Genomic DNA, 26,100 nt, shown 5'->3' on the forward strand with positions numbered 1-26,100 from the left:
CCCCGCAATGCTGGATCATGTTTCTGTGTCGGTTGGAAGGCGTCAAGCAGGATGTCCGGACAACAGCATTGTCGTCGTCCAAGCGAACGGCGACCTGAACCGATCAATCGATTTCTATGAGAAGGTGTTGGCGCCGTTCGGCATTCGCAACGCCGTGGACTGCACCGCGAACGGGCCGGAGCTCAGGAATTGGAACTGGGTCTTGCGGAACGGGAAAATCGTCGAACCGATCGATCTGAAAACGCGCTGTCCGTGGTTTCTCTCCGCACTCGTAATGTCGACCATTCACTTAAGCGTCGCCGATTCATCCCGAACGGAAATCGACGGCAATCGCATCTTTTCGTTTGCGCAAACTCGTGCATTCCCCTCCTTCACATCCCGTTCATCAACTTCCCCACGAAACATCACGGAAGGCGTCCACCAGAAAATCGATGAGTCGCCGTACTTTGAGTGGCAACTGTTTGCGTGTCGCGTACACCGCATACACGCCAAGCTCGATCGCGCGATACTCAGGCATAAGTTCGATCAGGCGCCCTCGGCGCAGATCTTCGTCGAGCATGAAACTGGGCTGCAATATGATCCCGCCGTGCTGCGACGCGATCGCGCGACAGGTGTCGCCATTGTTCGAATATACCCGCGCCTTGGTGCGTGCAATGACCGTCCCTTCCGGGCCATCAAAATGCCATTCGTCGCGGCCCGACCAGTCCGTATAGGCGAGCACACGGTGCTTCACTAATTCTCGCGGGTGCGTTGGCGTGCCGTATTGCTCGAGGTAGACCGGGGAGGCGCACAACGTCATGCGTGTCGAAACCAGCTTGCGACTGATCAGCATGGAATTCGGCATCACGCTGATACGCACCGCTAGGTCATATCCCTCGTCCACCAGATCGACCACCCGGTCATTAAGTGTAATGTCCAGATCGATCTGTGGATTCGCCTCCATAAAAGCACTCCACAACGGCGCAAGGTGAGTAATGCCGAATGACAGCGGCACATTAACCCGAATCAACCCGCTCGGCTCGCGCGTGCGCGAAGTTACCTCCGATTCGGCGTCATCCAACGCCGACAAGACCTCCTTCGAGCGCTGATAGAAAAGTCTCCCCTCTTCCGTAAGGGAAAGCCGGCGAGTGGTGCGCTGTAATAAACGAACGCTCAGACGCTGTTCGAGGGAATCGACATGGCGCGACACTGCGGCCTTCGACATTCTCAACGTCTCGCTCGCGCCTACAAAACTGCCAGCGTCGACAACCGCCGTGAAAACGCTCATTTCAAGTGCACGATCCATTCTATTGTCTCTATAACTGGAACTATATGACTCAATGATAGTTATTTATCTGCGATCTGTGAATCAATAGACTGATGACTCTCGAAACAATTTTTCAACTATCAAGGTCGTCCGTATGAACATCACCATCATTGGCACCGGCAACATGGGATCGGCGTTCGTCAAGCAACTTACCAAGGCAGGGCACACGATCCGTATCACCGGTCGAGATCTCGCCAAGGCGCAAGGGCTTGCAGCTTGGCATCCCAGCGCGACCGCCGTTCCCGCTACCGAGGCTCTTGGCAACAACGAGGTCGTCATTCTTGCAACAGCGTATAGCGATGCGGTCGCTGCCCTGCGCAGTCTAGGTGATCTGACCGGCAAGATTGTCATCGACATAACCAATCCACTTAACGCCGACTACTCAGAACTCGTCGTCGGACACGACACGTCGGCCGCAGAGGAAATTGCCAAGGCAGTGCCCGGTGTCGAACTGGTCAAGGCGTTCAATACCCTCTTCGCACAGGTACTGGCCGACGGTCCGGTTTTCGCGAATGGACAGACCGCACCGGTGTTCTTCGCCGGAGACAGCGAGCGTGCGAAGCAAACCGCCAAGGCTCTTATCGAAAGCCTTGGATTCAGGCCCGTCGATGCAGGCGCCTTGAAAAACGCTCGCTATCTGGAGCCGCTGGCAGGCCTGAACATCTACTTTGGATACGGCGCGGGCCAGGGCACCGGCATTGCACCCACCTGGATCGCGAAGGCAAACTAATCTATCCGTGCTGCGACATGCGTCGCAGCCGCTGAGAGCCATTCCATTGTGCCAGCCACGCTTCCCATACCATTCATCTCACATGGTGCCCCGACCTTCGCTACCGAGCCTGGGCTTGCGGGACCGCATGACCGACGTGGGCCGCCGATTGTCGTTGGTCCAAGCCGTCCTGGTGATCTCGCCTCACTGGATAACGCAAGGAGATGTCCGGGTAGCAGTGACGCAGCATCCTGAGACCATTCATGATTTCGGGGGATTCCCGGCCGCTTTATATGAACTGCGCTACCCGGTTGATGGCCATCCGGCACTCGCAACACGCGCGGCGCTCCTGTTGCGTGACGCCGGCTTTAACACCAAGCTTGATTCGAATCGCGGGCTGGACCACGGTGCATGGGTACCGATGCGCCATCTCTTTCCCGATGCTCAGGTGCCCGTTTTCCAGGCGTCGCTCCTCTTTCCCCTTGACCCAAAGGGAGCCCTGGCACTTGGCAGCGCTCTCGCGCCCCTACGTGAGCAAGGTGTACTGATCGTCGGCTCAGGGAGTATCACGCACAACCTCTATGAGTTCCGCAGTGATGCTGTAGAGCACTTGACCCGTGACGAAGCTATTGCGCGCACCCAGAAAAAATGACACGGCCTGAGCGACGTCCTCCGGCGTACCGACGCACTTAACCGGTACGGCGTCGATGATGGTAGCTGTACGCGAGCTGTCGGGGGATTGGCACGATCAAAGAGTTCAGTGCGGATCGGACCGGGCCAATCGCGTTGACGGTGATACCGTCTTGGCCAAGTTCGAGCGCCCACACACGGGTCATGCCAAGTAGCGCGGCCTTCGTGGCTGAATATGCGCTTCGCAATTCCTTGCCCAGTGCCGCGCGACGACATGTTAACAATGCGCCCGAACCCCCGCGTCGCGCATCCCCGGCAGCAGCGCCTGCATACATTGCATCGCGCAACGGACATTGAGCGACCACGCGGCTTCGAGTTCCGCGAGCGTCTGCTGAGCCGCAGTGGCAGGGCACACAATACCTACGTTGTTGACAAGCCGCGTAATCGGGCCTCCGGCGAGCGCCTTATCGAGCGCGGCGGCCGTTTGCCCGACATCCATCAGGTCGGCGATCAACCCGTCACCAATCCGGCCGATCACGACAGCCTCGTAGCCATCGGCAATACACTGTTCTGCGCAGGCAGCGCCAATACCGGATGCGCCACCTGTTATGAGAACGCGTTCCGAGAACGCGTTCCTGAACCATGTGTGCTTATCTCCGGGTTTGTACAAGGCCAAGCCGTGCAAGATGGATGAAACAAACTGTGCTGAAAATCGGGCCGGCTGCGATCGCAAGTACTGCTAGCTGAAACGAGTGGAGGTACTGAAACACGGCCCCGACCACGAGCGGCACCATCACGTTGCCGAGAATCCAGAGAGCGTTAGCGAGACCCGATGCCGAACCGGAAAGCTTCGGTCCTGCGGTTTCGATCGCGAGCGTGGCGACCACCACGCCGGCACCGGCCGCAAACAGCCCGACAAGAGCCGAAAATACCGTGAAAGCGGCCACCGTGCTGAGTCTCGCGAACACGATCAGGCTCACTCCGAACAGCAGGCACATGACTGCGCCGAACACCGGCTTAGAAAATCGGATGTGATCCGCGAGCCAGCCGGCAACTGGTTTCGCAACGATCCCGACGCCGCCGAACAGCGCGACGATGAAGCCCGCCCTCACCGGATCAATGTGGTGTCCCTTGATCAGCAACGCGTTGGCCCAGAAGGCGAATCCCCAGATCCCCCATTGCTGGCCGAATCCGGCGATTGCTGCAATCCGGAAACCCCGGTTGCCCAGCAGATCCCTGAGCGAATGGGGCGACGAACCCACGCGCTTCGCATAGACATCTGATTTCCTGCCGAGTATGCAATAGACGATGACACCCATCGCCACCGTCGCGACGCCGAGCGTATGGTAGACGCCCTGCCAGCCATAGGTCTTCAGCAGTGTCGGAATGAACAGGTTGGGCAACATCACGCCGACCGGAATCGACGCGAGGAAGATGCCCATAGCAGTCGATTTCTTCTCGGGCGGAAATACGTCGGACAGCAGGCGCACGCAGGCGCTGAAATCCATGCCGGCGACTAGCCCCATCGCACACTGGATAATAAGGCCGACAGTGACCGAGGTGGTCAGCCCGAACGCGAAGGTTGAGAGGCCCAGCAGGAGCAGCGCGAGCGTAATCATCCGTCGGCCGCCGAACATGTCCGAGGCGAAGCCGGACAGCGCATTAGTGATCAGATAGCCCACATAAAACGCACTGAAAAAACTCCCGAGCGCAGTGACCGACACGCCCATCGTCTGCGCATAGAACGTGGACACGTTGCCCCATGCGATCCGGTCGACAACGCTGATCATCGAGGCGCAGAAGATCCCGCACATAACAACCCACCGGTAGCCCATGTCGGCTGCTGGGAGAGCCTCGGACGAGGCCGCCACGCTCGGAAGAGTCGGGTCGGAAGAAGTTTGCGAGAGTCGCGAAGTGAACATCAGGGCCTCCTTGAGTTTTCTGTATGCGAACAGGCCCGGGATCGCGGTTGCCGGTGGCTTCATTGAAAAAAAGCGGCCCCAGGAAAGTCCGGTTCTGGTCGATGCGACCTCTTATGGCGCGTCTTTGTAAATGCTGCGTCGGCTGCGGCTTCACTTCAGGAGCACGACGCTCGCCCAGAATTATCGAATTCTTGGAAGCGCACTTCAACGCAATTTGTCCATTAATCGGACGGATCTATCAATTGCGGCGACGCCTCACGCGTTGCTGGTCATTCGACAATGCCGGCTTCACGCCGCGCTGCATAAACCGGGTCTTCCTGATCTCGGCGGCCAAGCACCGAGCCGGGCACGTTGAGAGATAACTGCGGCAGGACCGGTGTGAGTACTTTCCAATCCTGCACCAGGATCCGCTTGGCAATCCGCCACTCGCCGTTGCGCCGCTCGAAACGGTCGACGTAGCGCGAGCAGGTCCAGAGATCACTCGCGCCGCTGGGCGCTGTGCTCACCAACTGCGCCAGCGCGGCGGATGCCTCGACGGGATAACGCTGGATCGTACGCAAATAAGCCTCTGACACAGCGACATCTGACGAACCGAATTCGATGAGCATGTTGCTGACCTGATGCATGGAGAATGGAATCGTGCGATGACGTGTACGAATCCATTCGATCAGACCCTCGATGCCGCCACAGTAGCTGCCGTGCGAATCGGTCGCGTCCGCATGGAACACCGCGAGGATGCCCTCGTAATCGAGGCGATCAACCGCGCGGCACCATCGGTACATCAGGTCCTGGATCCGCATGCGATCCGCCATACGCTCGGGACTGTATTGATCTATTGTCGTCATGAAAGGGGTCTCCAAGAATAAGGGATGGCCGGCATCGCTCAGACTGTTGCAATCGGCGTTACAGGCGAACCGATGGCGTGCGGAAGCCGCAGCGGCGGAGCGGTCAGCAGGAACGCGTGCCGGCTGTTCGCCTCTAGCCATTGCGCGAGTTCCTTCAGATACCAGAGCTCTGCGAGCGGCAGCCCGAGTTTGAAAAGGCAGTGGTGATGCAACGGCAGCAGGGGCCGTCTGCCGACGCGCGCCATTGCCGGACCATCTCCATGGTCTAAGCAGCGAAGGACTCAGCTCGCCGCCGCCTGGTTCTTCAGCCACGCCTGTTCGCCGCCCGCGATCACAATCTCCTGCACGCCGAGCGGCATGGGGCTGAACGACTGGGTCTTGCCCTGTGTATGGTTGATCACCTGCCCGCTCACAAAATCGACTTCAATCTCGTCTCCATTCGTCACGAACCCGCCGATGCCGCTCGCAAACGGCATGGCGCGCAATCCGACCGATACGCCGAGCCGGAAGAACGAGCGTGCCATCGATTCGCAGACCACTGATACGTCGAGTGCCTTCAGCGCGATGGCGCCCTGGATATGCATGGGCCCTTTGCCGAAGTTGCGCCCGGCGACAATGAAGTCGCCCGGTTTGGCAGTGCTCGCGAAATCCCGATCGAGGCCTGCCATGGCCAGTGGTGCGAGCCGCACCGGGTCATAGACGACCTGACGGGTCATTTCCATATCCATGATTTCGCCGTCGTTCAGCACGTCGTCGCCGAACACCCAGGCGCGTCCTCGCCGGACGAGGTTCGCGTAGTCGTCAGTCATGGATCGCCTCCTCGACGAGTTCCAGGGGCGAAGCAATGCAGCCGCGTACCGCCGATGCCGCGACCACTGCCGCGTTCGCCAGGTAAACCGGGGCTCGGGCGTGTCCTAGCCGCCCATGGTCATTGCGGGTCGCCGTGCCGATGGCGATATCCGTCTCGCCGACCGGCGCATAGGTGCCGTAGCAAGGGCCGCAGATGCCCGCGCTAACGTCGGCGCCAGCAGCTGACATTGTGCCGATGAGCCCTTCCTCAAGCGCCTTCTGGAAGATCGCCTGGGTGGCCGCGATGACGGTCAGGCGCACGCCGGGCGCAACGCGGCGTCCGTCGAGCACCCGCGCGGCCGCGCGCAGGTCTTCCATCTTGCCGCCGATGCACGAGCCGACGAACGCGGATGTGATCGGCCGGCCGAGATGCTCGCTCAAGGGGGCGACGTTCTGGGGATCAGGCGGAAGGCATACCAGCATGTCGAAGGCAGACACATCGAACCTCAGTGCTTCGAGGAACACCGCTCCGGGATCACTTGCCCAGCGCACGCCGCTTGCGTCAGTAACAGTGCAGACGGCGGCCTTCACTCCGATATCGACCATTGCATTGCACAATGTATGGCGCCCGTCTTCGTCAAGGTCCTCTACATAGGGGCCGGTAAACTCGATGCATCGATAGTCACCTTTTTCCGCGCCGATTCGTGCAGCAATCCATTGCCCAATGTCTCGGCTCATGACCCCCGGCCTTGGCATACCGTCTAGCGTGACAAGGAGCGTTTCCGGCACGCGCAGCCAGACCTTGCCGGTCGCGAGCGCGGTGGTCACGCTCAAGCCAAGCGCAACAGCGATAGCGCCGGTGCAGCCAAGGGCGGGCGCACGAGTGTCGGCCGCGACCAGCAGCATGCCCGGCTTGACGATACCGAGGTCTAGTGGCGCGTTATGGCTGATGCCCTGGCGGCCGATATCGAGGAACCACCTGACGTTCTGCGCCCGCGTGTCCTCACGCATGAACTGGTGGGCGCCAAGATGCCCGTCGCTTGCGGAGTGGGTCGTATGGTCGATCGTCGCGAAGACCGTCTCGGGCCGCGCGATATTCGCATAACCGAGGCCCTGCAGCATCTTGCGATGGCGTTCGTAATTCAGGTCGTGTGTCGTCACGATATCGGGCTCGGCCCAGATCACCTCGCCCGCGCTGACCGCTGGCAAACCGGCCGCTCGTGCGAGCACTTTCTCGACGAGTGTCATGGGGGGCATGCTCATTTAATGCTCCTGCCGCTCTGCGGCTTCGGCCTGGTAGCGCGCGAACTGGTCATCGATACGGGTGGATTTGGGCAGGTCGAGGTACTCGGCGATCTGGTCCAGCGTCGCGGTCTTGCCGAGGCTCGCCTGAGTGGTGCCTTCCTCGCTTAGCGCCTGCAACATGGTCTTTTGTGCGTGCACCTGAGCCTGTAGCAGAGAGACGGGGTACACCACGAGCGGGTAGCCAATGTCACGCAGGCGGGCGGCGGGAACCAGGGGACGCAGCCCTTCGACCATCATTACGATCGTCGGCTTTTCGAGCGCGGCCGTAATCCGCTTCATGTCCGCCTCGGCTGCGACCGACATGATGATCGTGGCATCGGCGCCGGCCTTTTCATAGGCGCTCGCCCTTGCGATCGCCGCATCGAGACCCTCCACCGCGAAGGCGTCGGTTCGCGCGATGATCATGAATTCGGGATCGGTCCTGGCATCGAGTGCGACGCGGATGCGCGCGATCATCTCGTCAGTGCCGATCAGCTTCTTGCCCGACATCGCCGCGCAGCGCTTTGGAAACGGCTGGTCTTCGAGATGGAGCGCCGCAGCGCCTGAGCGTTCGAACTCGCGCACGGCTTCGTAGACGTTGTAAGCCCCTCCGTAGCCGCTATCGGCATCGACTATCAGGGGGATGTCGATGCTTCTTGCGATGACCCGCGCGTGGTCCACCATCACGTCGATGCCGAGCACGCCGACGTCCGGCAAGCCGCGCGCAGCAGCAACGCACAGGCCGGACATATATGCAGCGGAGAAGCCCGCCTGTTCGACGAATCGCGCCGTGATTCCGTCATAGCAACCCGGTGCGATGACCGGCGCGGAGCTCTGGATCAGCGCCCGCAGACGCGCGCCCATTGAGATTTGCGGCATATTGTTCTCACTCTAAAAAGTGCCACGCAGTGCGCCGGGAGGTGGCACATGCAAGGCGTGTCTCGTGTCGAAAGTGTGGCTTGTGTCCCGATCGATCGCAATCTAGGATGTCCGTTTAATGGACAATCTGGGGGAGGTATCCATGGTGACGCAAGCTGAAGATGGAGCGCGAGACGGACACGGCGAAGTCGGTCCGGGCGCATTACGCCGGGGTCTGCATATCCTCACCTTGCTGCGCCGCAGCGCGGGCACGCCGCTCAGCCCGGCGGAAATCGCGGCGACGCTGGGCATTCCGCGGCCGAGCGCGTATCGCGTGCTGGCCATTCTTGAAAGCGAGGCCTATGCAGTTCGTACGGACGACGGCAAGCGTTATTCCATTGCCGCGCCCGCTGATGGGCTTGCAGATGACTCGAGCGACTTCGTCCGGCGGATGCGTCCAGTCATGAAGCGCGTGGCCGCAGAGATCGGCAATGCGGTGTTCCTGGTGCAGCGGGACGGACCGGAACTAGTGTGCTTGCATCGTGAGATAGGGACTCATCCACTTCAGATTCTCTCGCTAGATATTGGTGGCCGTGCGCCCCTTGGCGTGGGCGCGGCCGGAGTTGCGCTGTTATCGCTGATGACGAGCCAGCAGGTGAACCAGACCTTGCAGCAAAACGCGGACGCTTATGTCGAGTACGGGCATCTCCACGCGTCGACTATCCGGAAGCTGATCGAGAACTGCCGCACGCGTGGCTATTCGGTGGTCGGCAACTACATGCTGAAGGGTGTGCTGGCGGTCGGCATCTGTATTCGGCCGGGCGATTCGCATCCTCTGACGGCTATCAGCGTGACGGCGCCGCACGCACGCCTGCCGTTGTCGCGGCAAAAGGAAGTAGCGGAGCTCATGCGCCGCGAAGTGGCGGCGGCGGGGTTTTGAAAGGGGCCAAAAAGGCCGTCGCTTTCAATTCCTGTCTTCAACGCAATGGCGAGAACTTCACCGGACTCAGAAGTGTGCTTTCGCGGGTGACGAGCTTCTCCGCTGCTGCCACGGGCGGCCACGTGCCGGTCTCTTTCAAGTGCTGCTGCACGTCTTCGCGATGGACAGCGTCGCGATACGCCCAAAGATGCACCCAATGATTCAGCGGCCCGATCTCAGTGCGTCCGCAGGCTACCAGCGGCGCGAGCGCATTGCGTCCGGGTATCTGCCCGGCCCAGCCTGCATGAAGATCGGCCATGGCGCCCGGCAGGTACTTGTCGATACACAGTTCGTAGCACCCGCCCAGTTCACGGGGCTCGAACGCGGGTGAGAAAGGTGCAGGAACAATAATCATTGAGTGCGATTCAACAAGGATGTCACGGATTGGCAACGGCCACTGCCCCGTCGCTTCCGCCGCGCCTCGAATGTCCATACGTTCCTGCAGAGTTTCATAAGGCCAGATGTGAATCAGGCGCTCAAGGTTGCCGGAGCGCGCGATCCACATGCCTGCCATGGTCGAGAACTGGAGGCGAAACGGCAGGTGGCGGTCGAAGCGCTCCACGGCTTCGTCAAGCGTTCCAGAGCGGAAGACATATGTACGTAATTCGAAGATCATAAGATAACATCTAAGTTGTGGATTAGGAGGTCGTTAAGGCCTGAGCGATTCCCCGGCCGTACTGTAGCGCGTTCGATCGCCGGCTGTCCTGAGCCGGTGCCTTCCCCGGAGTGGTCATGCAGTTAGCAGTCGATCGACCTTGCGGCGCAAATACAATGCTGAGATCAGGTAGTCGCAATGTTGGCAGAAGCAGCAATCACTTATGTATTATTTAACCAGCCGATAGACAGATGCAACGTACTATGTCCACCTAACGAACAATTCATGGATAGTTTTAAATTTCCATTTTGGGTTAGTGTTCCAGAAGCGCGAGATGCCGCGCAGTTGGAGGGAGTTGTCAAATACAGACCGGCGTCAGGCGAAGACTGGCCGCTGCGGCGATTGGCCGACTGCCCGACGCAGACGTGTGAGCCTCTCCTGCACGTCGGAAGCGGTCGCCGGTATCCAACTTGGATGACTGGGCGGGTCGAGCTCGGCCACCCGCTGTAATGCTTTGATCGGTCAGCCGTGCCTCCCTCCAATTGCGACTGCAACGTCCGACACACAGCGCCTGAGCTTCCTCGCGCGTTAGATCGACCCGCGTTAGATCGACCCAATAGGGATCGCCGGGCCCTGTCGTTCAGTCGGTCAGGAGAAACGGGATTTCAACCGAAACCCGCTTTTTGTACATGGCAAATTCACCATCGATGGACCGGCCTACGGCCGGTGGTAGATTCGCAGACAAGCAAGAATGGCATCGTGTCGACAGCCAGGCGCCGACTAGGCGAAAGCTCGTCGAACTGCGGGAATCACGTCGGATGCAAGTCGTTCAATCGGTTCTCTAACTTCTCTAACCATTGCAAATGGAAGGCCACTAATGTCCACCTGCGCCATATAGCGCTGATGCCCAAACAGCTCGTGTTCCATCAAGATCTTATCGAAAATCTCCTGCACGCTTCCGACGAACAGCGCACCGCGCGGCGAAGATACCGCTTTGTAGTTGCCCCACGACAACTCTGCGTGCCCGCGGGGAAGATTGTTTGCTATGTAGCGCCGATAGTAGGGAAGAATTCCTCCCGCGCATGTCGGCCGTCGCGCTGAACATGGAAATGCCCGGAGATAGCCACTTTCAATTGCTCTGGGAAATGCCCGGCTGCACTCCCCGTTTCCCGATAAAGGTTGACGAACAGTACGAACCGCTCAGGCAGTCCGCCAAAGTTCGATAGGTTCAACGGCAAGCCAGCGCGGCCGGCGCGAATCGCGCTCATTGACGTTCCCCCCGCAGCGACCCAGATTGGAACGCGACCCTGCAATGGTCGCGGCGTGATCCGGGCATTGTGCAGAGGCGGCCTATGCCTCCCTGACCACACCAAACACGTCGGTCCCCGCTTCATCGGCGATTCGCGCCGCAGCGACGACCTCGTCGAGGCGTTCATGTACGTGCTCGGTGCGGGTTTCTCCGGGCGCAAGATCGCCAAACGTGCAAATGCCGAATTCCATTGCGTAGTTCCTGTGGCGTCGTAGTGAACCGTCGAGCTCAGGCCTTGAGAATAGTTGGCTTCCCAGCAAAGACACCATCGCCAAGCAATGCCAGCGTTGCCGCCGCGATCGAGAGGAAAACTGGATACTCCCAGCCACCATTCGGGTTAGTAAAGGACCAGCCGTTGCCAAAGTGCACGGTTGACGCAGCGAACAGTTCGATCGCGGCGACTGCCGCGACGGCGCGCGCATAGACGCCGGTCAGCAGGAGGACGCCGCCGACAATTTCAAACACAATGATTGGCCAGGCGAACCAGCCTGCGAAGCCTACCGATTCGAAGAATTTCGCAGTGCCTGCAGGCGTGAAGACGAACAGCTTGGTCAGTCCGTGTGCAACGAACATAAGGCCCAGCGCGAGGCGCAGGAGGAAAGCCGCGTAAGGAGCGGTGCGATTGTCGATCATGATGAACTCCAGTTCTGGTTAGACGAGATTGGTTTGCTGGCTGACCCAGCGTGAGAAGTCACCGACGATGTCGGCTGTCAGGGTGTGACTGACGGGGTACAGGTGCATTTCATGAGGGACGCCGAGCCGGGTCAACCACGCGCCAGCATGTTCTGCGAACGTTACTGGTAGCTTGTCGTCGTACCGGCCATGCGCGATAAATGCCGAGGTTCGAACCAGCTCATCGACCGGTGCTAGATGCGGCTGGAGCTCCGGAAGAATGCGACCGCTAAGGATGGCAAAGCGCCGCACGTCCTCAGGCGAGGACAAGGCGACACTCGCACTGAGGATCCCGCCCTGACTAAATCCGGCCATTAGGGTAGGCACCGGCGCGCTCGTTTCGGCGGTTGCCATGGACCGGACCAACCTCCGAAGGCGCTGGCGACTTTCGTCTGCCTGAGCCGCATTGATGATAGGTCCCTGCGCTCCAAAGCGCACATGAAACCAGGCGTATTGCTCGGAGCCAAGCACGAGTGGACCGCGCACGAACACCAGTTCCACCCGCTGGTTGATTGTGTCTGCAAGCGTCATCAGGTTAGTTTCATTGCCGCCGACTCCGTGTAGCAGGAAGAGACGTGCGGCGCGCTGGCCAACTGCCTCGCGCAGACGGAACGAGAGGCCGGAAGCGGCGTCTTCATGCAAGATATTCATGATTCGCGTTTCTCCGTTTGCCCTTACTTTGTGATCCAGGCAGGTGCGATGGCCGTGCTGTGACCTGCCCCGTATCCAAATAAATATTCGGGCCAGCAAGGGGCTCGAGGTAGCGAGCGTTTCTCAGGGGGCCTGGGTCGACGGGTTTGCAACCGAGGCGAAGAATACCGGTGCAGTCTGTTCGTTGGCAAAGACCGGAGCGTCGGTGAGCACCTGAGCAAAGAGCGTGTTGAACGCTTTGATCAGCTGTACTCCCGGCACTGCCGCAGAGATTTCCTCCGCTGCCGACATGTCGTGGCCAACGACCAGTCCGGAATAGTTGGCATTCAGCGAATTGGTGATGTCGATGACTACCTTGCCGGTGAGGTCGCCCAGACCGTTCAGGGCAGCCACGGCATCGCCATAACCTGTTGCTAGAACGATGACCTCGTTGTTCCCCACCGCTTCGGCAAGTGGTAACGGCAGCAACACCGGGATGCCCAGCGGCAAGCAGCCTGTGCCTTGGAGAGATCCCGCGGCCGGCAACACGAACTGCGTGGCCTGCGTTGGCGAGTTGCCTAACGAACGCAGACCCCATGTTGCCGGTGCCAATGACAGTGACGTTCATATCGATAACCTCTATAAGCTAAAAAGTTGATTTGAAAGTGGCCACTTTCTTGACCCGAGCAGCGGTGTTCGGGGATCGGGCGGTTGCCGGCGGCTTACCAATCCCACTGCTTAATGATGAGAATAAGTCGACTTAGCTGCGTCATTCGCTGCTGGCGCAGCAGATTCCGATGAACCGCTGCTTACCCCGCCGAAGCTGGAATTTTCCAGTCCTAACGTCCCGCTTTTTGCAGCGACGCGAGCCTCAGCAGCCTGGATGTCGGCCGGGTAGTACAGATCTCTGGCGTGTGGGTTATAGCCGGCCTTTTCGAGCTGGACCAACTCGGCGCGCACTTGCGTGCGGCTCACGAGCTCATTTGACTGGGCGAACGAGGCTACCGGAGCGGTGAGCACAGCAGCTACAACAACGGCTTGAATGAGCGATTTCATGATGACGACCTCTGAATTTTGAGCTATTCGGCTTCGAACCTTTTTGTTCGTAGCCGTAGCCAGTGAGTACATTCTATTGACTCGTTCAACACGGATAAACCGCTATCATGTGGAGATATAGTTCCGTTTATCGAGACAATAGAATGGATCGAACTCTTGAAATGAGCGTGTTCACTGCCGTTGTCGAGTGGCGCTGTTGATGCGCTGAGAATGTCAAAGGCCGCGGTTAATCGCCATGTCGATTCTCTCTTGAGAAGCGCCAGGGCGTCCGCCGCTAGCAGCAAGGACAAACTGCACGACCTCGCGGGGAGCCAGATCCGAAGGCTTTCGTAGTGGTAGCACCCGTTCGAATGCTGCTAGCAGGCACCGCAAACCGTCGCTCTCGCGTCAGCGGGGGATTTCGAACGGCGTGTAGCGGCTCAGCATCTGTGCACCGGTCTGCAGAGTGAGGACCGCGTCGCGCGTACCGACTAGGACCATGCTGATCTGCAAATCGTTGGCAAGGTATTTAGGCAGAGTCAAAGATGCGCGCTGCTCCCGATAGGTTCCGGCGAGCAGATGATGGATCTGGCGCTGTCGTACAGTGCCTCTTCCTGAACCAGTGCTGGATGAAGTGGATGCGCAGCATCCGCTCGAGATCAATCGGCAGGCGGTCGTTGCCGCGCTTCGGGTGATGCGGCTCGACCACTGCGCACAACTCAGCCCACGGCGTAATTACGTTCGTCGTGCCGAGCAACGCATCGCGCCGCGTCCGTTTGCGGCGTGTCTCGAAACCCGCACCTTGATTGGCTGCCATTACCGGCCTCTGCTGCTTCATCCTGTTCTGTCTTCTTTATCGACTCCGATCTATAACGTTCGAAGTAGCTCATCGGTCGGCTTAGTCACATTGCCCTGAGTCGGTTCGCCGTTTCGTTGCTTCCCCAACCAGTCGAGGCGCACTGATGTCGACCGAATCAAATATCGCCACCGCCATTGTGGGGTTAGCAACCGGAGCTGTAAGCATCGCCTTGGGGGTGACCCGCTTCAGTGGACGGTTAAGCAGTTGAATTTTGCATAGGTGAGTTTCCTCCGTTTGACGTGGGGGTGCGAGTTGTCCACGGCCGGCCGGCGGTGGGCAACTCGCAGGCCGATGACGTTCGGTTTTGTTTAGCATAGGCGCACTCGAAGTTGACCGGCCAACAATAGCCGATGCTACTGTGACGGCGATGCGAGTTGTACAAGCCGTCAACACAACACCCATATTACCGAGTCGCGGGAAGTTCTCTATCGCTGGCACCCATGGTACGGACGTACGGTGCGGATCTTCAACACGGTGGAGAAGAATGGCGAGATCGTCCTGCGCTGCGCACTCGATCCACTCGAGACGGCACGTGTATCGGAGGTGCCGTTGTGGATGTTCGACCCGGTCGCCTGTTCTCACGTTGCTTCCGTAATTTCTCCCGTCGTCACCTGTGAGGCGCTGCGCGATCTGAAGCGCTTGCTGGCTGATACGTCGCTTGCCGCGCAAGCGAATATGGTACAAGCCGAGCACCATCCTTTGCTCCTTACCGGAGGTGCTGATGCGACGCGCGACGAGCCCACGACCGGGCGATCAACTCGACCTGTTTCATCCTTATCCGATGCGAATTGACGGAACCGTCATCCAGTTGTCAGCCAGCATTGGCGTCTTGGTGCCCGGACCGACCGCGACGCTGTCGAGCGAAGTCCTGTTGAGGGCCGCGGACGACGCGATGTATCGCGCCAGGCAGGCAGGTAAGGGACGTTTCGTCATGCATGAGATTTCCATGCCTGACACGGCGCCGCAAGCCGCAGCGTCTGCCCACTAGAACTGCCGCATGGGTCCCGCCAGATTCGCCGAAACGAGCGATTCGTCCTGAGCGAGCGCACCAAGGGTTGCCATCGCGCGCTCTATTTCCGGGGACCACGGATACCCGTAGTTCAGCCGGATGTGGTGGCGAAATTCACCGCTGGCTGAAAACATCGGCCCGGGCGCGAAGCTGATCCCCCGCTCGAGCGAAGCTTCGAACAGGCGTAGCGAATCGACGTGGCGCGGCAGCTCTACCCACGTGAAGTAACCGCCGTCTGGCCGCGTCGCAGTGCTTTGCGCGGGAAAATATCGGTCAATGGCGCCCAGCATGGCCGCCTGCTGAGCCGCCAGCTCGCGGCGAAGCTTGCGCAGGAACCGGTCGTAGCCGGCATGCTCGAGGTAGTCGGCTATCGCGCGTTGCGCCGGGACGCTGGCCGATAGCGTCGTCATCCACTTCGCGCGCTCGAGCTGTTCCGCGAATCGTCCCGCCGCCGCCCAGCCGATTCGGTAACCGGGTGCGAGGCTCTTCGCGAACGAACCACAATGCAGCACGAGTCCCTGCCGATCGAAAAATTTCGCCGGGCGTATCGGAGCCGATCCAAAACGCAGCTCACTGTACACGTCGTCTTCGATAAGCGGTACTTCGTACTTCGAGAGCAATTCGACCAACGTCTGCTTTTTCGTGTCGGAGAGCGTCGCGCCTGTCGGGTTCTGAAACGAGGTCATGAACCAGCAAGCGCGGATCGGACGCCGGTCGAGCGCCTGCGCGAGCGCCTCCATGTCGTGACCTTCCACAGGGTGAACAGGAATCTCCACAACCTTCAGTTGAAGCCGCTGGATCGCCTGGAGCGCTGCATAAAATGTGGGCTTTTCGATCGCGATTTCATCGCCCGCGCGAGTGAGAACTTGAAGGCTCAGCGTCAACGCATCGAGTGCGCCGCTCGTAATAATGATTTCATCGACATGAACCACCATCCCGGCCATCAGGTAGCGCAGCGCTATCTGACGACGCAATGCGTCATCGCCAGGCGGCAGTGCGGCCACCATTTTTGCGAGATCAGTCGAACGATTGACCGATGCGCACGACCTTCCAAGACGTTGCATCGGAAAGACCGCGGGACTCATGAATGCCGAGCCGAGTGCCACGGTATGCGTGTCCTTGATCGAGTGGAGTACTTCGAACACGAGCTCACTGATGTTGACGGATTTCGACGGTTCATTCGGCGTCGAGGCTGCTCCATGCAGGGGCGCGCCAGGAGCGGCCGCCGAGACGAAATAGCCCGAGCGTGGCCGCGCCACGATCAAGCCCTGGCTTTCGAGCAAGTAATACGCGCGAAACACCGTGGATGGACTGACACCATAAGCGTCGCACGCAGCGCGAACCGCGGGGATGCGCGTGCCCGGCGGCAGGTCGCCGCGCTGTATCAGGTCGCCGATTTGCGAGGCCAGCCGCTCATAACGTTTCATCTTCGGCTCCCATGCGAGACGAGCTATACCGCGACTTAATCGACAGGCTCTACCTGATGCCACCCGTTGTCAACGCTCGTCGCGGGCGCTTTCTGAAAGACGTCTGATACGTTTTTTTTGCACGGATCTGCCTCTGTCGCCGTGCGCCGTTCACTGGCAAAGTGCGTTTCCGTTCAAACCACCGAATTTGCCCGGAGGAGTCGCCTGCGCTTATAGGCGCTGTCCGGCTTCGACCGTCCAGGACCCTGGTAACTTGCGAAAAATGAGAGATCGATGTCCTTGGGTCTTGTAGGGAAACATTCGAAGCGTCGCCCGGTCGAGCCGCGGCGTTTCGATTTCATTCGCTGGACAGTAATACCTCTGCTGGCCACCGCAAGGCTATCGCTCGCACAAGCGGACACCGGCGCGGGCTCTTACACCGACATTAATGCCGAACACAGCTATTCCGGCATCACTGGCCTGCTGCCGAAAACGTTCGGCGAACCCGCGCCGGCAGCCGAGACATCCGTCCGGTTTGGCGCGGCGTGCGCACTAGGCGTTCAGTTCGCACTCTCGGGAATCGGTCCGTCTTTCACTGAACTTCGCTGGCATTCACAATCGAACTTCGAGAATGATCAAGATAGACCGGGACATCTTCGAGCTCGCCCCCTACGAGCGATCGCGTCACTTCGAATCGATTATCAGCATGGCGCACCGTCTTGATGCGGTGGTCGTGGTGGAGGGAGTGGAAACGGCAGTGCAGCACGCCGCCGTGCGCACGACGCATGCTGAATTCGGTCAGGGATTCTTTTATGGCCGAGCGCTCAGCATCGGCCGTCTCGCGGCATTTCTCGCTAGCGGGGGTGGCGCCACAATCCTCGCGTGGCGCATCAGGAAATACTCATAGGGCGAGCGCTCAGCGCGTGACCCCGGCGTTAGGATTATCGCGTTGTCGTGGCGGGATTCAACCACGCCATTCCCGGGCCGAGGACCTTGCTGAAAGAGCCCGGCGCTCGGCATCAGCAATCTGATCCGCCGATTCTTAACTCAACTGATCCTTCTAAACTTCCGCACGCACGGGCAATGTCTGGATTTTTTTCGCGAATGGTCAACCCCGGGCGTTCGAGGGGGGATCTCAATCAGACGTCGACAAGCGGGTCGGCTGCTGTCACGGCGTACCGCGCCTGCGACGTACGGCACACCCGTCGTTCACGCGACGGTGGCAAGCGGGCAAATAGCATTACTCACGAAGGCGCAGCATGAAAGGTCGGCAAGAAATACAAGGACCGCTTCTGGCATGAAGCGCTATCAAAAACTGGCATGTCAGATCGAAGGACTGATAGAAAGCGGAGTACTGAAGCCACGCATGCGGCTGCCATCCGTGCGTCAGGCAAGCCGTTCATACGGCATCAGTCCGTCAACGGTATTCCAGGCGTATTACGCACTGGAGCGACGCGGCCTGATCGTGGCGCGGCCCCGCTCAGGCTATTTCGTCAATTGCCAGCAGCCAGCAGACCTCCGCCCAGCGCCCACCCTCGCGCACAGCGCAGCCACGCAAACCTCCAGCCTGACGCATCGCTTCATGCAGGCGCTGCAAGATTGCGACAATGCTGCCCTAGCCTCCCCTTGGCCGAACCCGGAACTCTTTCCATTGGGCCGGTTGGCTCGCTCACTGAACAGGGCGGCCCGGAGCATGGATCGCGGCGAAAATACCGTACCCATGCCGATGGGTGAAGAATGCCTGCGCCACCAGATCGCACGGCGCTATCTGACTGCGGGCATGGTGGTTCCGATCGACGAAATTATCATCACGAGCGGCGCACTCGATGCATTGACGCTAAGCCTACAAACACTCACCAGCCCCGGCGATATCGTGGCAATAGAATGCCCGACCTTTTACGCTGCGCTTAGCGCGATCGAGCGCCTTCACCTGAAGGTCGTGGAGATACCTGTGGACTCGCACGAAGGGCTCGACCTCCATGCACTGGCTGACGCGCTTGAGCGATATCCCATCCGCGCCTGCTGGTTCATGACATCGAATCAGCATCCTACCGGGGTGACTTTGTCGGATGACAAAAAGCAGGCTCTGATCGAATTGCTCGCCCACCATGAGGTGCCGTTGATCGAGGACGACGCGTATAGCGAACTGCATTTTGGGTCGACACCCACGCGTCCTGCGAAACGGTTTGACCGCAACAATCTTGTGTTGCACTGCGGCTCGTTCTCCAAAAGTCTCGCTCCTAGATATCGGATCGGCTGGGTCGCGGCGGGCCGCTTCGCACCACGCATCGCGCGCGCAAAATGGACAACCACGCTTTCGGCGTCCGTGCCGGCGCAACTTGCGATCGCCGACTATCTCGAACACGGTGGCTATGACCGTTTCTTGCGCAAGCTGCGAGTGGATCTCGTGTGTCTTCAGGCTCAGATGCTGCGAGCCATACGCGACTATTTCCCGCGGGGCACGTCGCTCGTGAGACCGGATGGAGGCTATTTTTTGTGGGTTGAATTGCCTCCGCATGTCGACTCAGTCCATCTGTTCGAAGCCGCCGCGGCGCACGGTATTGCGATCGCGCCCGGACCCATTTTTTCAGCGACGGGAGACCTTCGGCGCTACATCCGGCTCAACTATGGGCATCCGTGGACGCCCGCAATCGAGACCGCCATGCGCACGCTGGGAGCATTGGCCTGCCGCTCCGACTCATCGTCCGGACAGCGAGCCGCCTTCCAGCAGACCAACCGTTAGAACGGTAAGGATCGAACCCTTCTGTAGGCGGCGGCCGTATCGGACGACACGCGCCATGCATCGGGCCATCAAACGAATCACCCGGCCGATGCCAGGGTTCAAGGATTTTCACTGTGCACGCGCCATTTAAGAGTGCGCGCGAACGAAGCCTGCAATAGCGGTGTTACATCGATGTTTCGAGCATCGTGAGGTAGTCGTCACTTGACGCTTCGCGTGGATTGGTCTTATGGCTATGGTCCTTCAGGGCACCCGCGACAATGCGTGCGAACATCTCGCGCGTCACGCCGAGTTCCGCGAGACCGAGCGGAAGTCCAAGCGTTGCTGTCATCGCACGGATCGCCGGACCGACCTCGTCAGCCGATGCAAGGCCCATCGCCTGTGCAATGCGTTCGAGCTTGGTTTCGTCCTGCATCGAAGGCGCCGCGCGATTAAAGGCAATGACGGCTGGCAAGAAGATCGCGTTGAGCGTGCCGTGGTGAAGGCGCGGATTGATGCCTCCGAGAGAATGGCTCAGGCTGTGTACGCAGCCGAGACCTTTCTGGAAGGCGAGCGCGCCCTGCATCGACGCGCTCATCATGTTCAGACGCGCGGCGCGGTCGGTGGGCTGGCGAGTCGCGCGTTCGATGTGGCGCCACGCACGCCACAGACCGTCCAGCGCGATGCCGTCGGCGGGCGGATTAAACGCGGGCGCCATGAATGTTTCGAGACAATGCGCGATGGCATCCATGCCGGTGGCGGCCGTGAGCATCGGCGGCAGGCCGAGCGTGAGCTCTGGATCGCAGATCGCGACCCTTGGCACGACGTAAGGCGAAATCACCCCGACCTTGCGGCCGTCGTCGAGAATCAGGATCGCCCCGCGACCTACTTCGCTGCCGGTTCCCGCAGTGGTCGGGATAGCAATAACAGGCGCCGTCGCCTCCGTGATGCGCGCAGCGCCTCCTTCTATCACCGCGAAGCTTTGCAGCGGACCGTCATGCGTGGCGCAAACGGCCACACCCTTCGCCAGATCGATCGACGAGCCGCCGCCCACCGCGATCACACCGTCGCATCCATGCGCCCGGTACATCGCAACGGCGTCCCGCACGACGCCCTCGTTGGGGTTCGGCGGGGTGCGATCGAACACCGGCAAATCTATTGTGCTGGCGAGCGCCGCCAGCACGGTGTCCACAATGCCCGCTTCCCGGATGCCTGCATCCGTCACGATCAAGGGCCGGCGTATGCCGAGGCGCTCGCACTCACCGGCCAGCAGCCGAACCGCGCCATATTCAAACTGAATCTGGGTTATATAGTTGATAAGGGACATGACAGTTGAGGAAGAGTTATAGGGGAGCTATGCTGTTGCTCGGCATTCGCTTGCCGGACCCGATAAACAATGGGGATTTCGCAGTATATGGATCAACGCGCCGTCGCGATATTGACAACATTTGATAGCACTATAACTTTTACTCAAGTCCGATGACCCCCTCGCTCGACTCGATTATTTCCCGTCTGCACGTAAAGCAGTTGCGTCTTTTGATCGCGCTCGGGGAACACGGGTCTCTGCTTGGCGCGGCGAAACAGTTGGCGTTGACGCAACCGGGCGCCAGCAAAGCCCTGCACGAGATCGAAACCACCTTCGGCGCGCGGCTCTTCGTGCGCACCAATCGCGGATTGGAACCCAACGCAGTCGGCCATTGCGTGATCCGCTACGCGCGACTGATCCACACCGACCTCGCCCATCTGCGCGAGGAGATCGTCGGCATCATGCGAGGTTATGGAGGGCGCGTATCGGTGGGCGTGATCATGGGCGCAGTTCCGCTTCTCACGGACGCGCTTACTTCGGTGAGCGCGGAGCAACCCGAAATGTCGGTTGAAATCGTCGAGGATACGAGCGCTACCTTGCTCAGCTTGATTGACGCAGGCCGCCTTGACCTCGCCATTTGCCGCACGAGCGTGAGCCAAACGCCTTACCTCTACGAAAGTGTGTTTGTACGTGAAGAAACCCTTGCGGTCATTGCCAACGCATCGCATCCGCTGGCGCGCAAACGCCGCGTCGCGCTCAAGGATCTCGCTGATTACCGGTGGGTCGTCTATCGGGCGAACATGCCGATGCGGCTGCTGCTCGAACGGGAGTTCCACGACGCTGGACTTCGATTCCCCACCCATCTGCTAGAGACGACTTCGGCGTTCGCAACTGTCTCTCTGCTGCAAAAAAATGTCTCTTTCGTCGCGCTGGTATCGACGGACGTCGCGGACTTTTGTATCGGGCCCGGTATTGCCTGCGCCCTGCCGCTGCAGTTGTCGTCACTTAGCGAACCCTATGAACTAGTGACACGGCGCGACGCCCCTTTGTCGCCTGGAGCGGGCATGTTGATGAAAGCGATAGTCGACGCCGGAGCGAGATAGCACCGTCACTGTTTTAGCGGATCATCCAATCCGGGTTTGCTTTCGGCAGCGGTTCAAGAAGAGACCTCCGCCGCCGTGATGACGCGCATCGCATGCATGCCCTGACGCGTACCTGCACGACGGCGCTTGCCGTCGCCGCACACCCGGGCCAACGCCTGTCTAAATTCCTGCTCAGGTAAGCTATGGGTTAACGCAAGCATCTCGCGAAACACCAAACCAGATTACCGCTTGCCATTGGGAGACTTGGGCTGTGCAGCACCTCACGGACACGAATGAAGCCGCCTCTGCCGCCGAACCGGTGCAGCGAGTGGGCACCACGCTTAATCAGGAGGCGTATCGGCGGCTGGAGGAAATGATCGTTACGCTGGACCTGGCACCCGGCTCGCTCGTTTCCGAATCGATACTCAGCCGCCAACTCGGCATTGGCACCACGCCAATCCGCGAAGCCCTGCAGCGGCTGGCGCGGGAATATCTCGTGGAGATCATTCCGCGGCGCGGCGTCGTCGTGACGACCATTGATGTCCGCCGCCAGTTCGAAGTGCTCGAAACCCGGCGTGAACTGGACCGCCTGCTGAGCGCTGCCGCCGCGAAGCGCTCGAGCGTGTCGGAACGCACGTCGTTCATCGATAACCTCGCGCTCACCCAAAAAGCAGTCGCCAACAACGACGTGCGCGAGTTCTTGCGGCTCGACGCCGAGCTGAACCAGCTGCTCTCGAAAGCGGCGAGAAATGGTACGGCGGCGGCGCTAGCCTCCATGCTGCACACGGTGTCGCGCCGTTTCTGGTTCTATCACCACGACGAACATACGGCTCTGGCCGAAATTGGTCCGATTCACTGCCATCTCGTCGAATCAATTGCTTCGGGCGATCCAGCGCTTGCAGGCGCGGCGTCAAATCAACTGATCGATTATCTGGTCGAATTCGCGCACGCCACGCTGCCGCACCACCATAGCCGCGGCTAATCCAATCGTCTCCGATACCTCCTGATTCCCATCGTCATGCTGCATCGCTAAGGGTTAACTCCCCGTTGCCCTCACTCCTAACGACGTTTTATTATCGCCTCCATTCGTGGCATGCCAGTGACATGCCACTACAAACGAGGCACTTTTGGAGAAAACGATGGAGCAAACGACAGCAGTCACGGACTATGTAATTTCACCATTGGGCGACGCCCTCGGCGCCGAGGTAACGGGGCTGGATCTCACGCAACGGTTGAACGCCGAGACCATCGACGAATTGAAAAAAGCAATTGGGCGATACGGTGTGCTGTGCTTTCGCAAACAGGCGTTGAGCGAGGCGCAGCAGATCGAGTTCTCGAAACAATGGGGTCCGCTCGAAGATTTCCCGGAAGAAGACAAGACGGTGGCTGCTGCCACGGTGTATCACGTGGCGAACGTCTCTGCTGACGGACAGAGCCTGCCCGAAACGGATTTCCGCGTGATCTTCCAGAAAGTCAATGCACGCTGGCATACCGACAGTTCCTATCGATATGTCCCGGCATTCGTCTCGTTGCTCTACGGAATCGAGGTCATGCCCAAAGGCGCACCGGGCGGACGCACCGGTTTCTCGAACATGATCAAGGCGTACGCCGCCCTGCCCGACTCGCTCAAGGACGAAATCGAGCCGCTGCACATGGTTCACACTTACGAATTCGGCCGCCGGTTGTTCCCCGAACTGCCGCCAGTTTCAAAGCATGAGAAGGAAAGCGTACCCCCGGTCAGCCAGCCGCTGGTGCGCGTGCATCCGGACCGCGGCAACGAGCGTTCGTTGTATTTCACTGCAAATGCGGGAAATGAAGTCAGCGGCTTGCCGCTCGAGCAAGGTCAGGCACTTCACAGGAAACTCCTCGAGCACATCTCGCAGCCGGAGTTCACGTACTTCCATGAGTGGGAAAAGGGCGATCTCGTCGTCTGGGACAACCGGACGATGCTGCATAAAGCGGAAGCCTACGATATGAGCAAGTATCGCCGGGTGTTTCGCCGGACTACGGTCGCAGGCGATGGTCCTGTTCTCGGACCCTATTCACGGGCCGTGATTGGCAACAAGCGGGCAGCGAAGTAACAGCCGCGACGCGGCTCCGGCGCGATGCGCTGAGGGTCGCGGTGGAGCCGCGTCGCGGTGAGATATCGGGCGTCGCTTTGATTTTCCTTCGATCCGTTAAAACCGGCTCCCCCCGTACGGGCCGCGATCGACATTTCCTATTAGTAACAGTAACCAAGAGGCAACGCATGGCTGTAGCCAAACCTTCGGCGGATGCAATGACGCCGTATCAATTGCCGTTCCCCAAGGAAGCGGCAAAGGAGATCGTCGTTGAATCGGCGATTCCTACCGACGAACGCCTCTGGGTTCCGCAAGCCGAGAACGTCTGGTTCCGTCCGCTTTGTCTGAATGTTTCGACGGGATATTGGATGAACCTCCTGCGCGTGCGCAAATCGGGCGTGCTCAGCCGTCACCGGCATCCGCAAGCCGTGCATGGCATGGTCCTCAAGGGCCGTTGGCGTTATCTCGAACACGATTGGGAAGCGACCGAGGGCAGCTATGTATTCGAGCCTCCCGGTGAAACCCATACGCTTTATGTGCCTGAAGACGTGGAAGAAATGATCACCTATTTCCAGGTCAATGGCGTGATGTTCTATTGCGACCCGTACGGGAATTACACCGGCTACGAAGACGTTTTCACCAAGGTCGACATGTGTCGCAAACACTTTGCATCGGTCGGACTCGGTGAAGACTTCGTCGACCAGTTCATCCGGTAACTCTCGCCCTTCCCGTCGATAACAACAGACGTCCTCAAAGTTACGAAAAGCATCGGAGGAGACACCATGCTTCTGAAATCCCCGCGCCTAAAGCACATTCAGGTCGTTGCCATCGCGTTCCTGACGCTTGCCGGCATCGTCAATTACCTCGATAGAAGCACCCTCTCGATAGCCAACCATTCCGTGAGCCAGGAGCTGGGACTGTCGGCGTCGCAGATGGGCCTGCTGCTGTCAGCATTCTCGTTCGCCTATGCGTTCTCGCAATTGCCCATCGGCATGTTGCTCGATCGCTTCGGCGCGCGCGTGATGCTCGGCCTTGGCATGTTCGTCTGGTCGAGCGCGCAGCTTTGTGGCGGCCTAGTGTCTAGTCTGCCGCAATTCCTCGTCGCGCGCGTGGCGCTCGGGCTTGGCGAAGCGCCAAATTTTCCCGCTGGCGCCAAAGTCGTCAGCGAGTGGTTCGGCGTGCACGAGCGTGGCCGGCCAACGGGCATCTTCATCACGTCGTCGACCATCGGCCCCGCTCTTGCTCCACCCGTGCTCACCGCGCTCCTGCTGGTCTTCGGCTGGCGCACGATGTTCATCGTCATGGGTGTGCTCGGTATTGCCGTATCGATCGGCTGGTATCTCGTCTATCGCGACCGCCGCAAGGTCCCGCTCGAGCGCGACGAGATCGCCTATCTGACTGACGGCGAACCAGAACAGCGCGTCGAACGCCGCATGACGATGCGCGAGTGGCGCGGCCTTTTCAGCAAGTCGACCACGTGGGGCATGATCTTCGGCAACATGGGCGTGATCTACATGGTGTGGCTCTATCTCACCTGGCTGCCCGCGTATCTCGAACACGAGCGTCACCTTTCCATCGCCAGCACCGGGTGGCTCGTTTCGATCCCTTATCTGTTCGGCACGCTCGGCATGCTGTCGAGCGGCTTCGTGGCCGACGGTCTGATGGCACGCGGCATGGCGCCCATGAGAAGCCGCAAGTGGCCGATCTGCGTTGGCCTCGTCGGCGCGGCGCTCTTCACCGTGCCGGCTGCGTTCACGCCCAACCTGACGCTCGCGATGGTGTACCTCTGCGCCGCGATGTACTTCGTCAATCTGGCGAGCGGCGCGTGCTGGGCGCTCGCGACGGTCGCGGCGCCCCGTCACATGGTGGCGTCGCTTGCCAGCATCCAGAATTTCGGCGGCTATTTCGGCGGATCGTTTGCACCGTTTGTCACCGGCATCGTCGTGGACCGGACCCACTCCTTCGTCAACGCGTTCCTGATCAGCGCAGCGGTCGCATTTGCTGCCGCGCTGGTTTATATGTTCATCGTTAGAACGAAGATAGAGGACAGTGAAACTGCTGTCTCCCCTGCCGCTGTTTCAGATTTTTCTTCCTAA

27 protein-coding genes and 4 pseudogenes are annotated in these 26,100 nt (G+C 59.7%); 11 read left to right on the forward strand and 20 right to left on the reverse strand.

What is annotated here, in order from left to right; genetic code table 11:
* Nucleotides 1–385: 385 nt before the first annotated feature.
* Nucleotides 386–1,285, reverse strand: coding sequence for a LysR substrate-binding domain-containing protein (locus ACSQ8V_RS36185; RefSeq protein WP_436209030.1), 900 nt, complete (start codon nucleotides 1,283–1,285; stop codon nucleotides 386–388).
* A gap of 115 nt (nucleotides 1,286–1,400) precedes the next feature.
* On the opposite strand from ACSQ8V_RS36185, the gene ACSQ8V_RS36190 reads away from it, so the two are divergent.
* Both ACSQ8V_RS36190 and ACSQ8V_RS36195 read left to right on the forward strand, forming a co-directional pair.
* Nucleotides 1,401–2,036, forward strand: a complete 636-nt coding sequence (locus ACSQ8V_RS36190; protein WP_436209031.1) for an NADPH-dependent F420 reductase — start codon at nucleotides 1,401–1,403, stop codon at nucleotides 2,034–2,036.
* A gap of 127 nt (nucleotides 2,037–2,163) precedes the next feature.
* On the forward strand, nucleotides 2,164–2,667 hold the full coding sequence (locus ACSQ8V_RS36195) for a dioxygenase family protein (protein WP_436209032.1): 504 nt from the start codon (nucleotides 2,164–2,166) through the stop codon (nucleotides 2,665–2,667).
* Here ACSQ8V_RS36195 and ACSQ8V_RS36200 read toward each other — a convergent pair.
* From ACSQ8V_RS36200 to ACSQ8V_RS36230, 7 genes and pseudogenes are all read right to left on the reverse strand, one after another.
* Nucleotides 2,572–3,315: pseudogene (locus tag ACSQ8V_RS36200) on the reverse strand (SDR family oxidoreductase). The gene ACSQ8V_RS36195 and the pseudogene ACSQ8V_RS36200 sit on opposite strands and share 96 nt — an antisense overlap.
* Nucleotides 3,296–4,567 carry an MFS transporter gene (locus ACSQ8V_RS36205; protein ID WP_436209033.1) on the reverse strand — a complete coding sequence of 424 codons (1,272 nt, stop codon included), beginning with the start codon at nucleotides 4,565–4,567 and terminating at the stop codon, nucleotides 3,296–3,298. The pseudogene ACSQ8V_RS36200 and the gene ACSQ8V_RS36205 overlap by 20 nt, the downstream one beginning before the upstream one ends.
* A 269-nt stretch (nucleotides 4,568–4,836) precedes the next feature.
* Complete coding sequence (locus ACSQ8V_RS36210; protein ID WP_436209034.1) at nucleotides 4,837–5,412, reverse strand: nuclear transport factor 2 family protein; 576 nt, start codon at nucleotides 5,410–5,412, stop codon at nucleotides 4,837–4,839.
* 38 nt (nucleotides 5,413–5,450) lie between these two features.
* Nucleotides 5,451–5,663, reverse strand: a pseudogene (locus tag ACSQ8V_RS36215) (cyclase family protein); the annotation flags it as partial.
* Between the two features lie 30 nt (nucleotides 5,664–5,693).
* The gene (locus tag ACSQ8V_RS36220) at nucleotides 5,694–6,221 is read right to left on the reverse strand and encodes a hypothetical protein (protein ID WP_436209035.1); all 528 of its coding nucleotides are present in this window, start codon (nucleotides 6,219–6,221) and stop codon (nucleotides 5,694–5,696) included.
* On the reverse strand, nucleotides 6,214–7,464 hold the full coding sequence (locus tag ACSQ8V_RS36225; protein WP_436209036.1) for an aconitase family protein: 1,251 nt from the start codon (nucleotides 7,462–7,464) through the stop codon (nucleotides 6,214–6,216). The genes ACSQ8V_RS36220 and ACSQ8V_RS36225 overlap by 8 nt, the downstream gene beginning before the upstream one ends.
* Nucleotides 7,465–8,364, reverse strand: coding sequence for an isocitrate lyase/PEP mutase family protein (locus ACSQ8V_RS36230; RefSeq protein ID WP_436209037.1), 900 nt, complete (start codon nucleotides 8,362–8,364; stop codon nucleotides 7,465–7,467). It lies immediately after the preceding gene.
* A 118-nt stretch (nucleotides 8,365–8,482) separates the two neighbouring features.
* Between ACSQ8V_RS36230 and ACSQ8V_RS36235 the strand changes: the two genes are divergently transcribed.
* Entirely contained in the window at nucleotides 8,483–9,283 is an 801-nt protein-coding gene (locus tag ACSQ8V_RS36235) for an IclR family transcriptional regulator (protein ID WP_436209038.1), read from the forward strand.
* A 37-nt stretch (nucleotides 9,284–9,320) separates the two neighbouring features.
* Here ACSQ8V_RS36235 and ACSQ8V_RS36240 read toward each other — a convergent pair whose 3' ends face one another.
* From ACSQ8V_RS36240 to ACSQ8V_RS36285, 10 genes and pseudogenes are all read right to left on the reverse strand, one after another.
* A complete protein-coding gene (locus ACSQ8V_RS36240) occupies nucleotides 9,321–9,938 on the reverse strand; it encodes an NIPSNAP family protein (RefSeq protein WP_436209039.1) in 618 nt (205 codons plus the stop codon).
* A 1,022-nt stretch (nucleotides 9,939–10,960) separates the two neighbouring features.
* Nucleotides 10,961–11,311 (reverse strand): LLM class flavin-dependent oxidoreductase, encoded by a 351-nt coding sequence (locus tag ACSQ8V_RS36245; RefSeq protein WP_436209261.1) that lies wholly within the window; start codon nucleotides 11,309–11,311, stop codon nucleotides 10,961–10,963.
* Complete coding sequence (locus ACSQ8V_RS36250) at nucleotides 11,268–11,417, reverse strand: hypothetical protein (protein WP_436209271.1); 150 nt, start codon at nucleotides 11,415–11,417, stop codon at nucleotides 11,268–11,270. Before ACSQ8V_RS36250 ends, ACSQ8V_RS36245 begins: the two co-directional genes overlap by 44 nt.
* A 37-nt stretch (nucleotides 11,418–11,454) precedes the next feature.
* Nucleotides 11,455–11,859: a DoxX family protein gene (locus tag ACSQ8V_RS36255; RefSeq protein WP_436209040.1), complete on the reverse strand. Its 405-nt coding sequence runs from the start codon at nucleotides 11,857–11,859 to the stop codon at nucleotides 11,455–11,457.
* An 18-nt stretch (nucleotides 11,860–11,877) separates the two neighbouring features.
* Nucleotides 11,878–12,549: an alpha/beta hydrolase gene (locus ACSQ8V_RS36260; protein WP_436209041.1), complete on the reverse strand. Its 672-nt coding sequence runs from the start codon at nucleotides 12,547–12,549 to the stop codon at nucleotides 11,878–11,880.
* A 123-nt stretch (nucleotides 12,550–12,672) separates the two neighbouring features.
* Entirely contained in the window at nucleotides 12,673–13,038 is a 366-nt protein-coding gene (locus tag ACSQ8V_RS36265; protein WP_436209272.1) for a hypothetical protein, read from the reverse strand.
* Between the two features lie 31 nt (nucleotides 13,039–13,069).
* Nucleotides 13,070–13,156 (reverse strand): annotated as a pseudogene (locus ACSQ8V_RS36270) (NAD(P)-binding domain-containing protein); the annotation flags it as partial.
* Between the two features lie 110 nt (nucleotides 13,157–13,266).
* Complete coding sequence (locus ACSQ8V_RS36275) at nucleotides 13,267–13,584, reverse strand: DUF4148 domain-containing protein (protein ID WP_436209042.1); 318 nt, start codon at nucleotides 13,582–13,584, stop codon at nucleotides 13,267–13,269.
* A 387-nt stretch (nucleotides 13,585–13,971) separates the two neighbouring features.
* The gene (locus ACSQ8V_RS36280) at nucleotides 13,972–14,226 is read right to left on the reverse strand and encodes a TniB family NTP-binding protein (protein ID WP_436209043.1); all 255 of its coding nucleotides are present in this window, start codon (nucleotides 14,224–14,226) and stop codon (nucleotides 13,972–13,974) included.
* Nucleotides 14,180–14,401, reverse strand: a pseudogene (locus tag ACSQ8V_RS36285) (IS5/IS1182 family transposase); the annotation flags it as partial. The pseudogene ACSQ8V_RS36285 and the gene ACSQ8V_RS36280, both read right to left, overlap by 47 nt.
* A gap of 742 nt (nucleotides 14,402–15,143) precedes the next feature.
* On the opposite strand from ACSQ8V_RS36285, the gene ACSQ8V_RS36290 reads away from it, so the two are divergent.
* A complete protein-coding gene (locus ACSQ8V_RS36290; RefSeq protein WP_436209044.1) occupies nucleotides 15,144–15,410 on the forward strand; it encodes a diguanylate cyclase domain-containing protein in 267 nt (88 codons plus the stop codon).
* On the opposite strand, the gene ACSQ8V_RS36295 is transcribed toward ACSQ8V_RS36290, so the two are convergent.
* Nucleotides 15,407–16,858: a PLP-dependent aminotransferase family protein gene (locus ACSQ8V_RS36295; RefSeq protein ID WP_436209045.1), complete on the reverse strand. Its 1,452-nt coding sequence runs from the start codon at nucleotides 16,856–16,858 to the stop codon at nucleotides 15,407–15,409. The genes ACSQ8V_RS36290 and ACSQ8V_RS36295 overlap by 4 nt on opposite strands.
* Nucleotides 16,859–17,447: 589 nt before the next feature.
* Here ACSQ8V_RS36295 and ACSQ8V_RS36300 point away from each other — a divergent pair.
* Nucleotides 17,448–17,744 carry an EAL domain-containing protein gene (locus ACSQ8V_RS36300; protein WP_436209262.1) on the forward strand — a complete coding sequence of 99 codons (297 nt, stop codon included), beginning with the start codon at nucleotides 17,448–17,450 and terminating at the stop codon, nucleotides 17,742–17,744.
* Nucleotides 17,745–18,134: 390 nt separating this feature from the next.
* A complete protein-coding gene (locus tag ACSQ8V_RS36305; protein ID WP_436209046.1) occupies nucleotides 18,135–19,580 on the forward strand; it encodes a PLP-dependent aminotransferase family protein in 1,446 nt (481 codons plus the stop codon).
* Nucleotides 19,581–19,743: 163 nt separating this feature from the next.
* Here ACSQ8V_RS36305 and ACSQ8V_RS36310 read toward each other — a convergent pair whose 3' ends face one another.
* Nucleotides 19,744–20,883 carry an iron-containing alcohol dehydrogenase gene (locus ACSQ8V_RS36310; protein ID WP_436209047.1) on the reverse strand — a complete coding sequence of 380 codons (1,140 nt, stop codon included), beginning with the start codon at nucleotides 20,881–20,883 and terminating at the stop codon, nucleotides 19,744–19,746.
* Nucleotides 20,884–21,035: 152 nt separating this feature from the next.
* On the opposite strand from ACSQ8V_RS36310, the gene ACSQ8V_RS36315 reads away from it, so the two are divergent.
* From ACSQ8V_RS36315 to ACSQ8V_RS36335, 5 genes are all read left to right on the forward strand, one after another.
* Nucleotides 21,036–21,965, forward strand: coding sequence for a LysR family transcriptional regulator (locus ACSQ8V_RS36315; RefSeq protein WP_436209048.1), 930 nt, complete (start codon nucleotides 21,036–21,038; stop codon nucleotides 21,963–21,965).
* Between the two features lie 250 nt (nucleotides 21,966–22,215).
* Nucleotides 22,216–22,926: a GntR family transcriptional regulator gene (locus ACSQ8V_RS36320; protein WP_436209049.1), complete on the forward strand. Its 711-nt coding sequence runs from the start codon at nucleotides 22,216–22,218 to the stop codon at nucleotides 22,924–22,926.
* A 157-nt stretch (nucleotides 22,927–23,083) separates the two neighbouring features.
* Nucleotides 23,084–24,025, forward strand: coding sequence for a TauD/TfdA dioxygenase family protein (locus ACSQ8V_RS36325; protein WP_436209050.1), 942 nt, complete (start codon nucleotides 23,084–23,086; stop codon nucleotides 24,023–24,025).
* Nucleotides 24,026–24,192: 167 nt separating this feature from the next.
* Nucleotides 24,193–24,720: a 2,4'-dihydroxyacetophenone dioxygenase family protein gene (locus ACSQ8V_RS36330; protein WP_299711222.1), complete on the forward strand. Its 528-nt coding sequence runs from the start codon at nucleotides 24,193–24,195 to the stop codon at nucleotides 24,718–24,720.
* Between the two features lie 66 nt (nucleotides 24,721–24,786).
* A complete protein-coding gene (locus ACSQ8V_RS36335) occupies nucleotides 24,787–26,100 on the forward strand; it encodes an MFS transporter (protein ID WP_436209051.1) in 1,314 nt (437 codons plus the stop codon).

This window comes from Caballeronia sp. LjRoot31, assembly GCF_964253885.1.
In the GTDB taxonomy this organism is placed as follows: domain Bacteria; phylum Pseudomonadota; class Gammaproteobacteria; order Burkholderiales; family Burkholderiaceae; genus Caballeronia.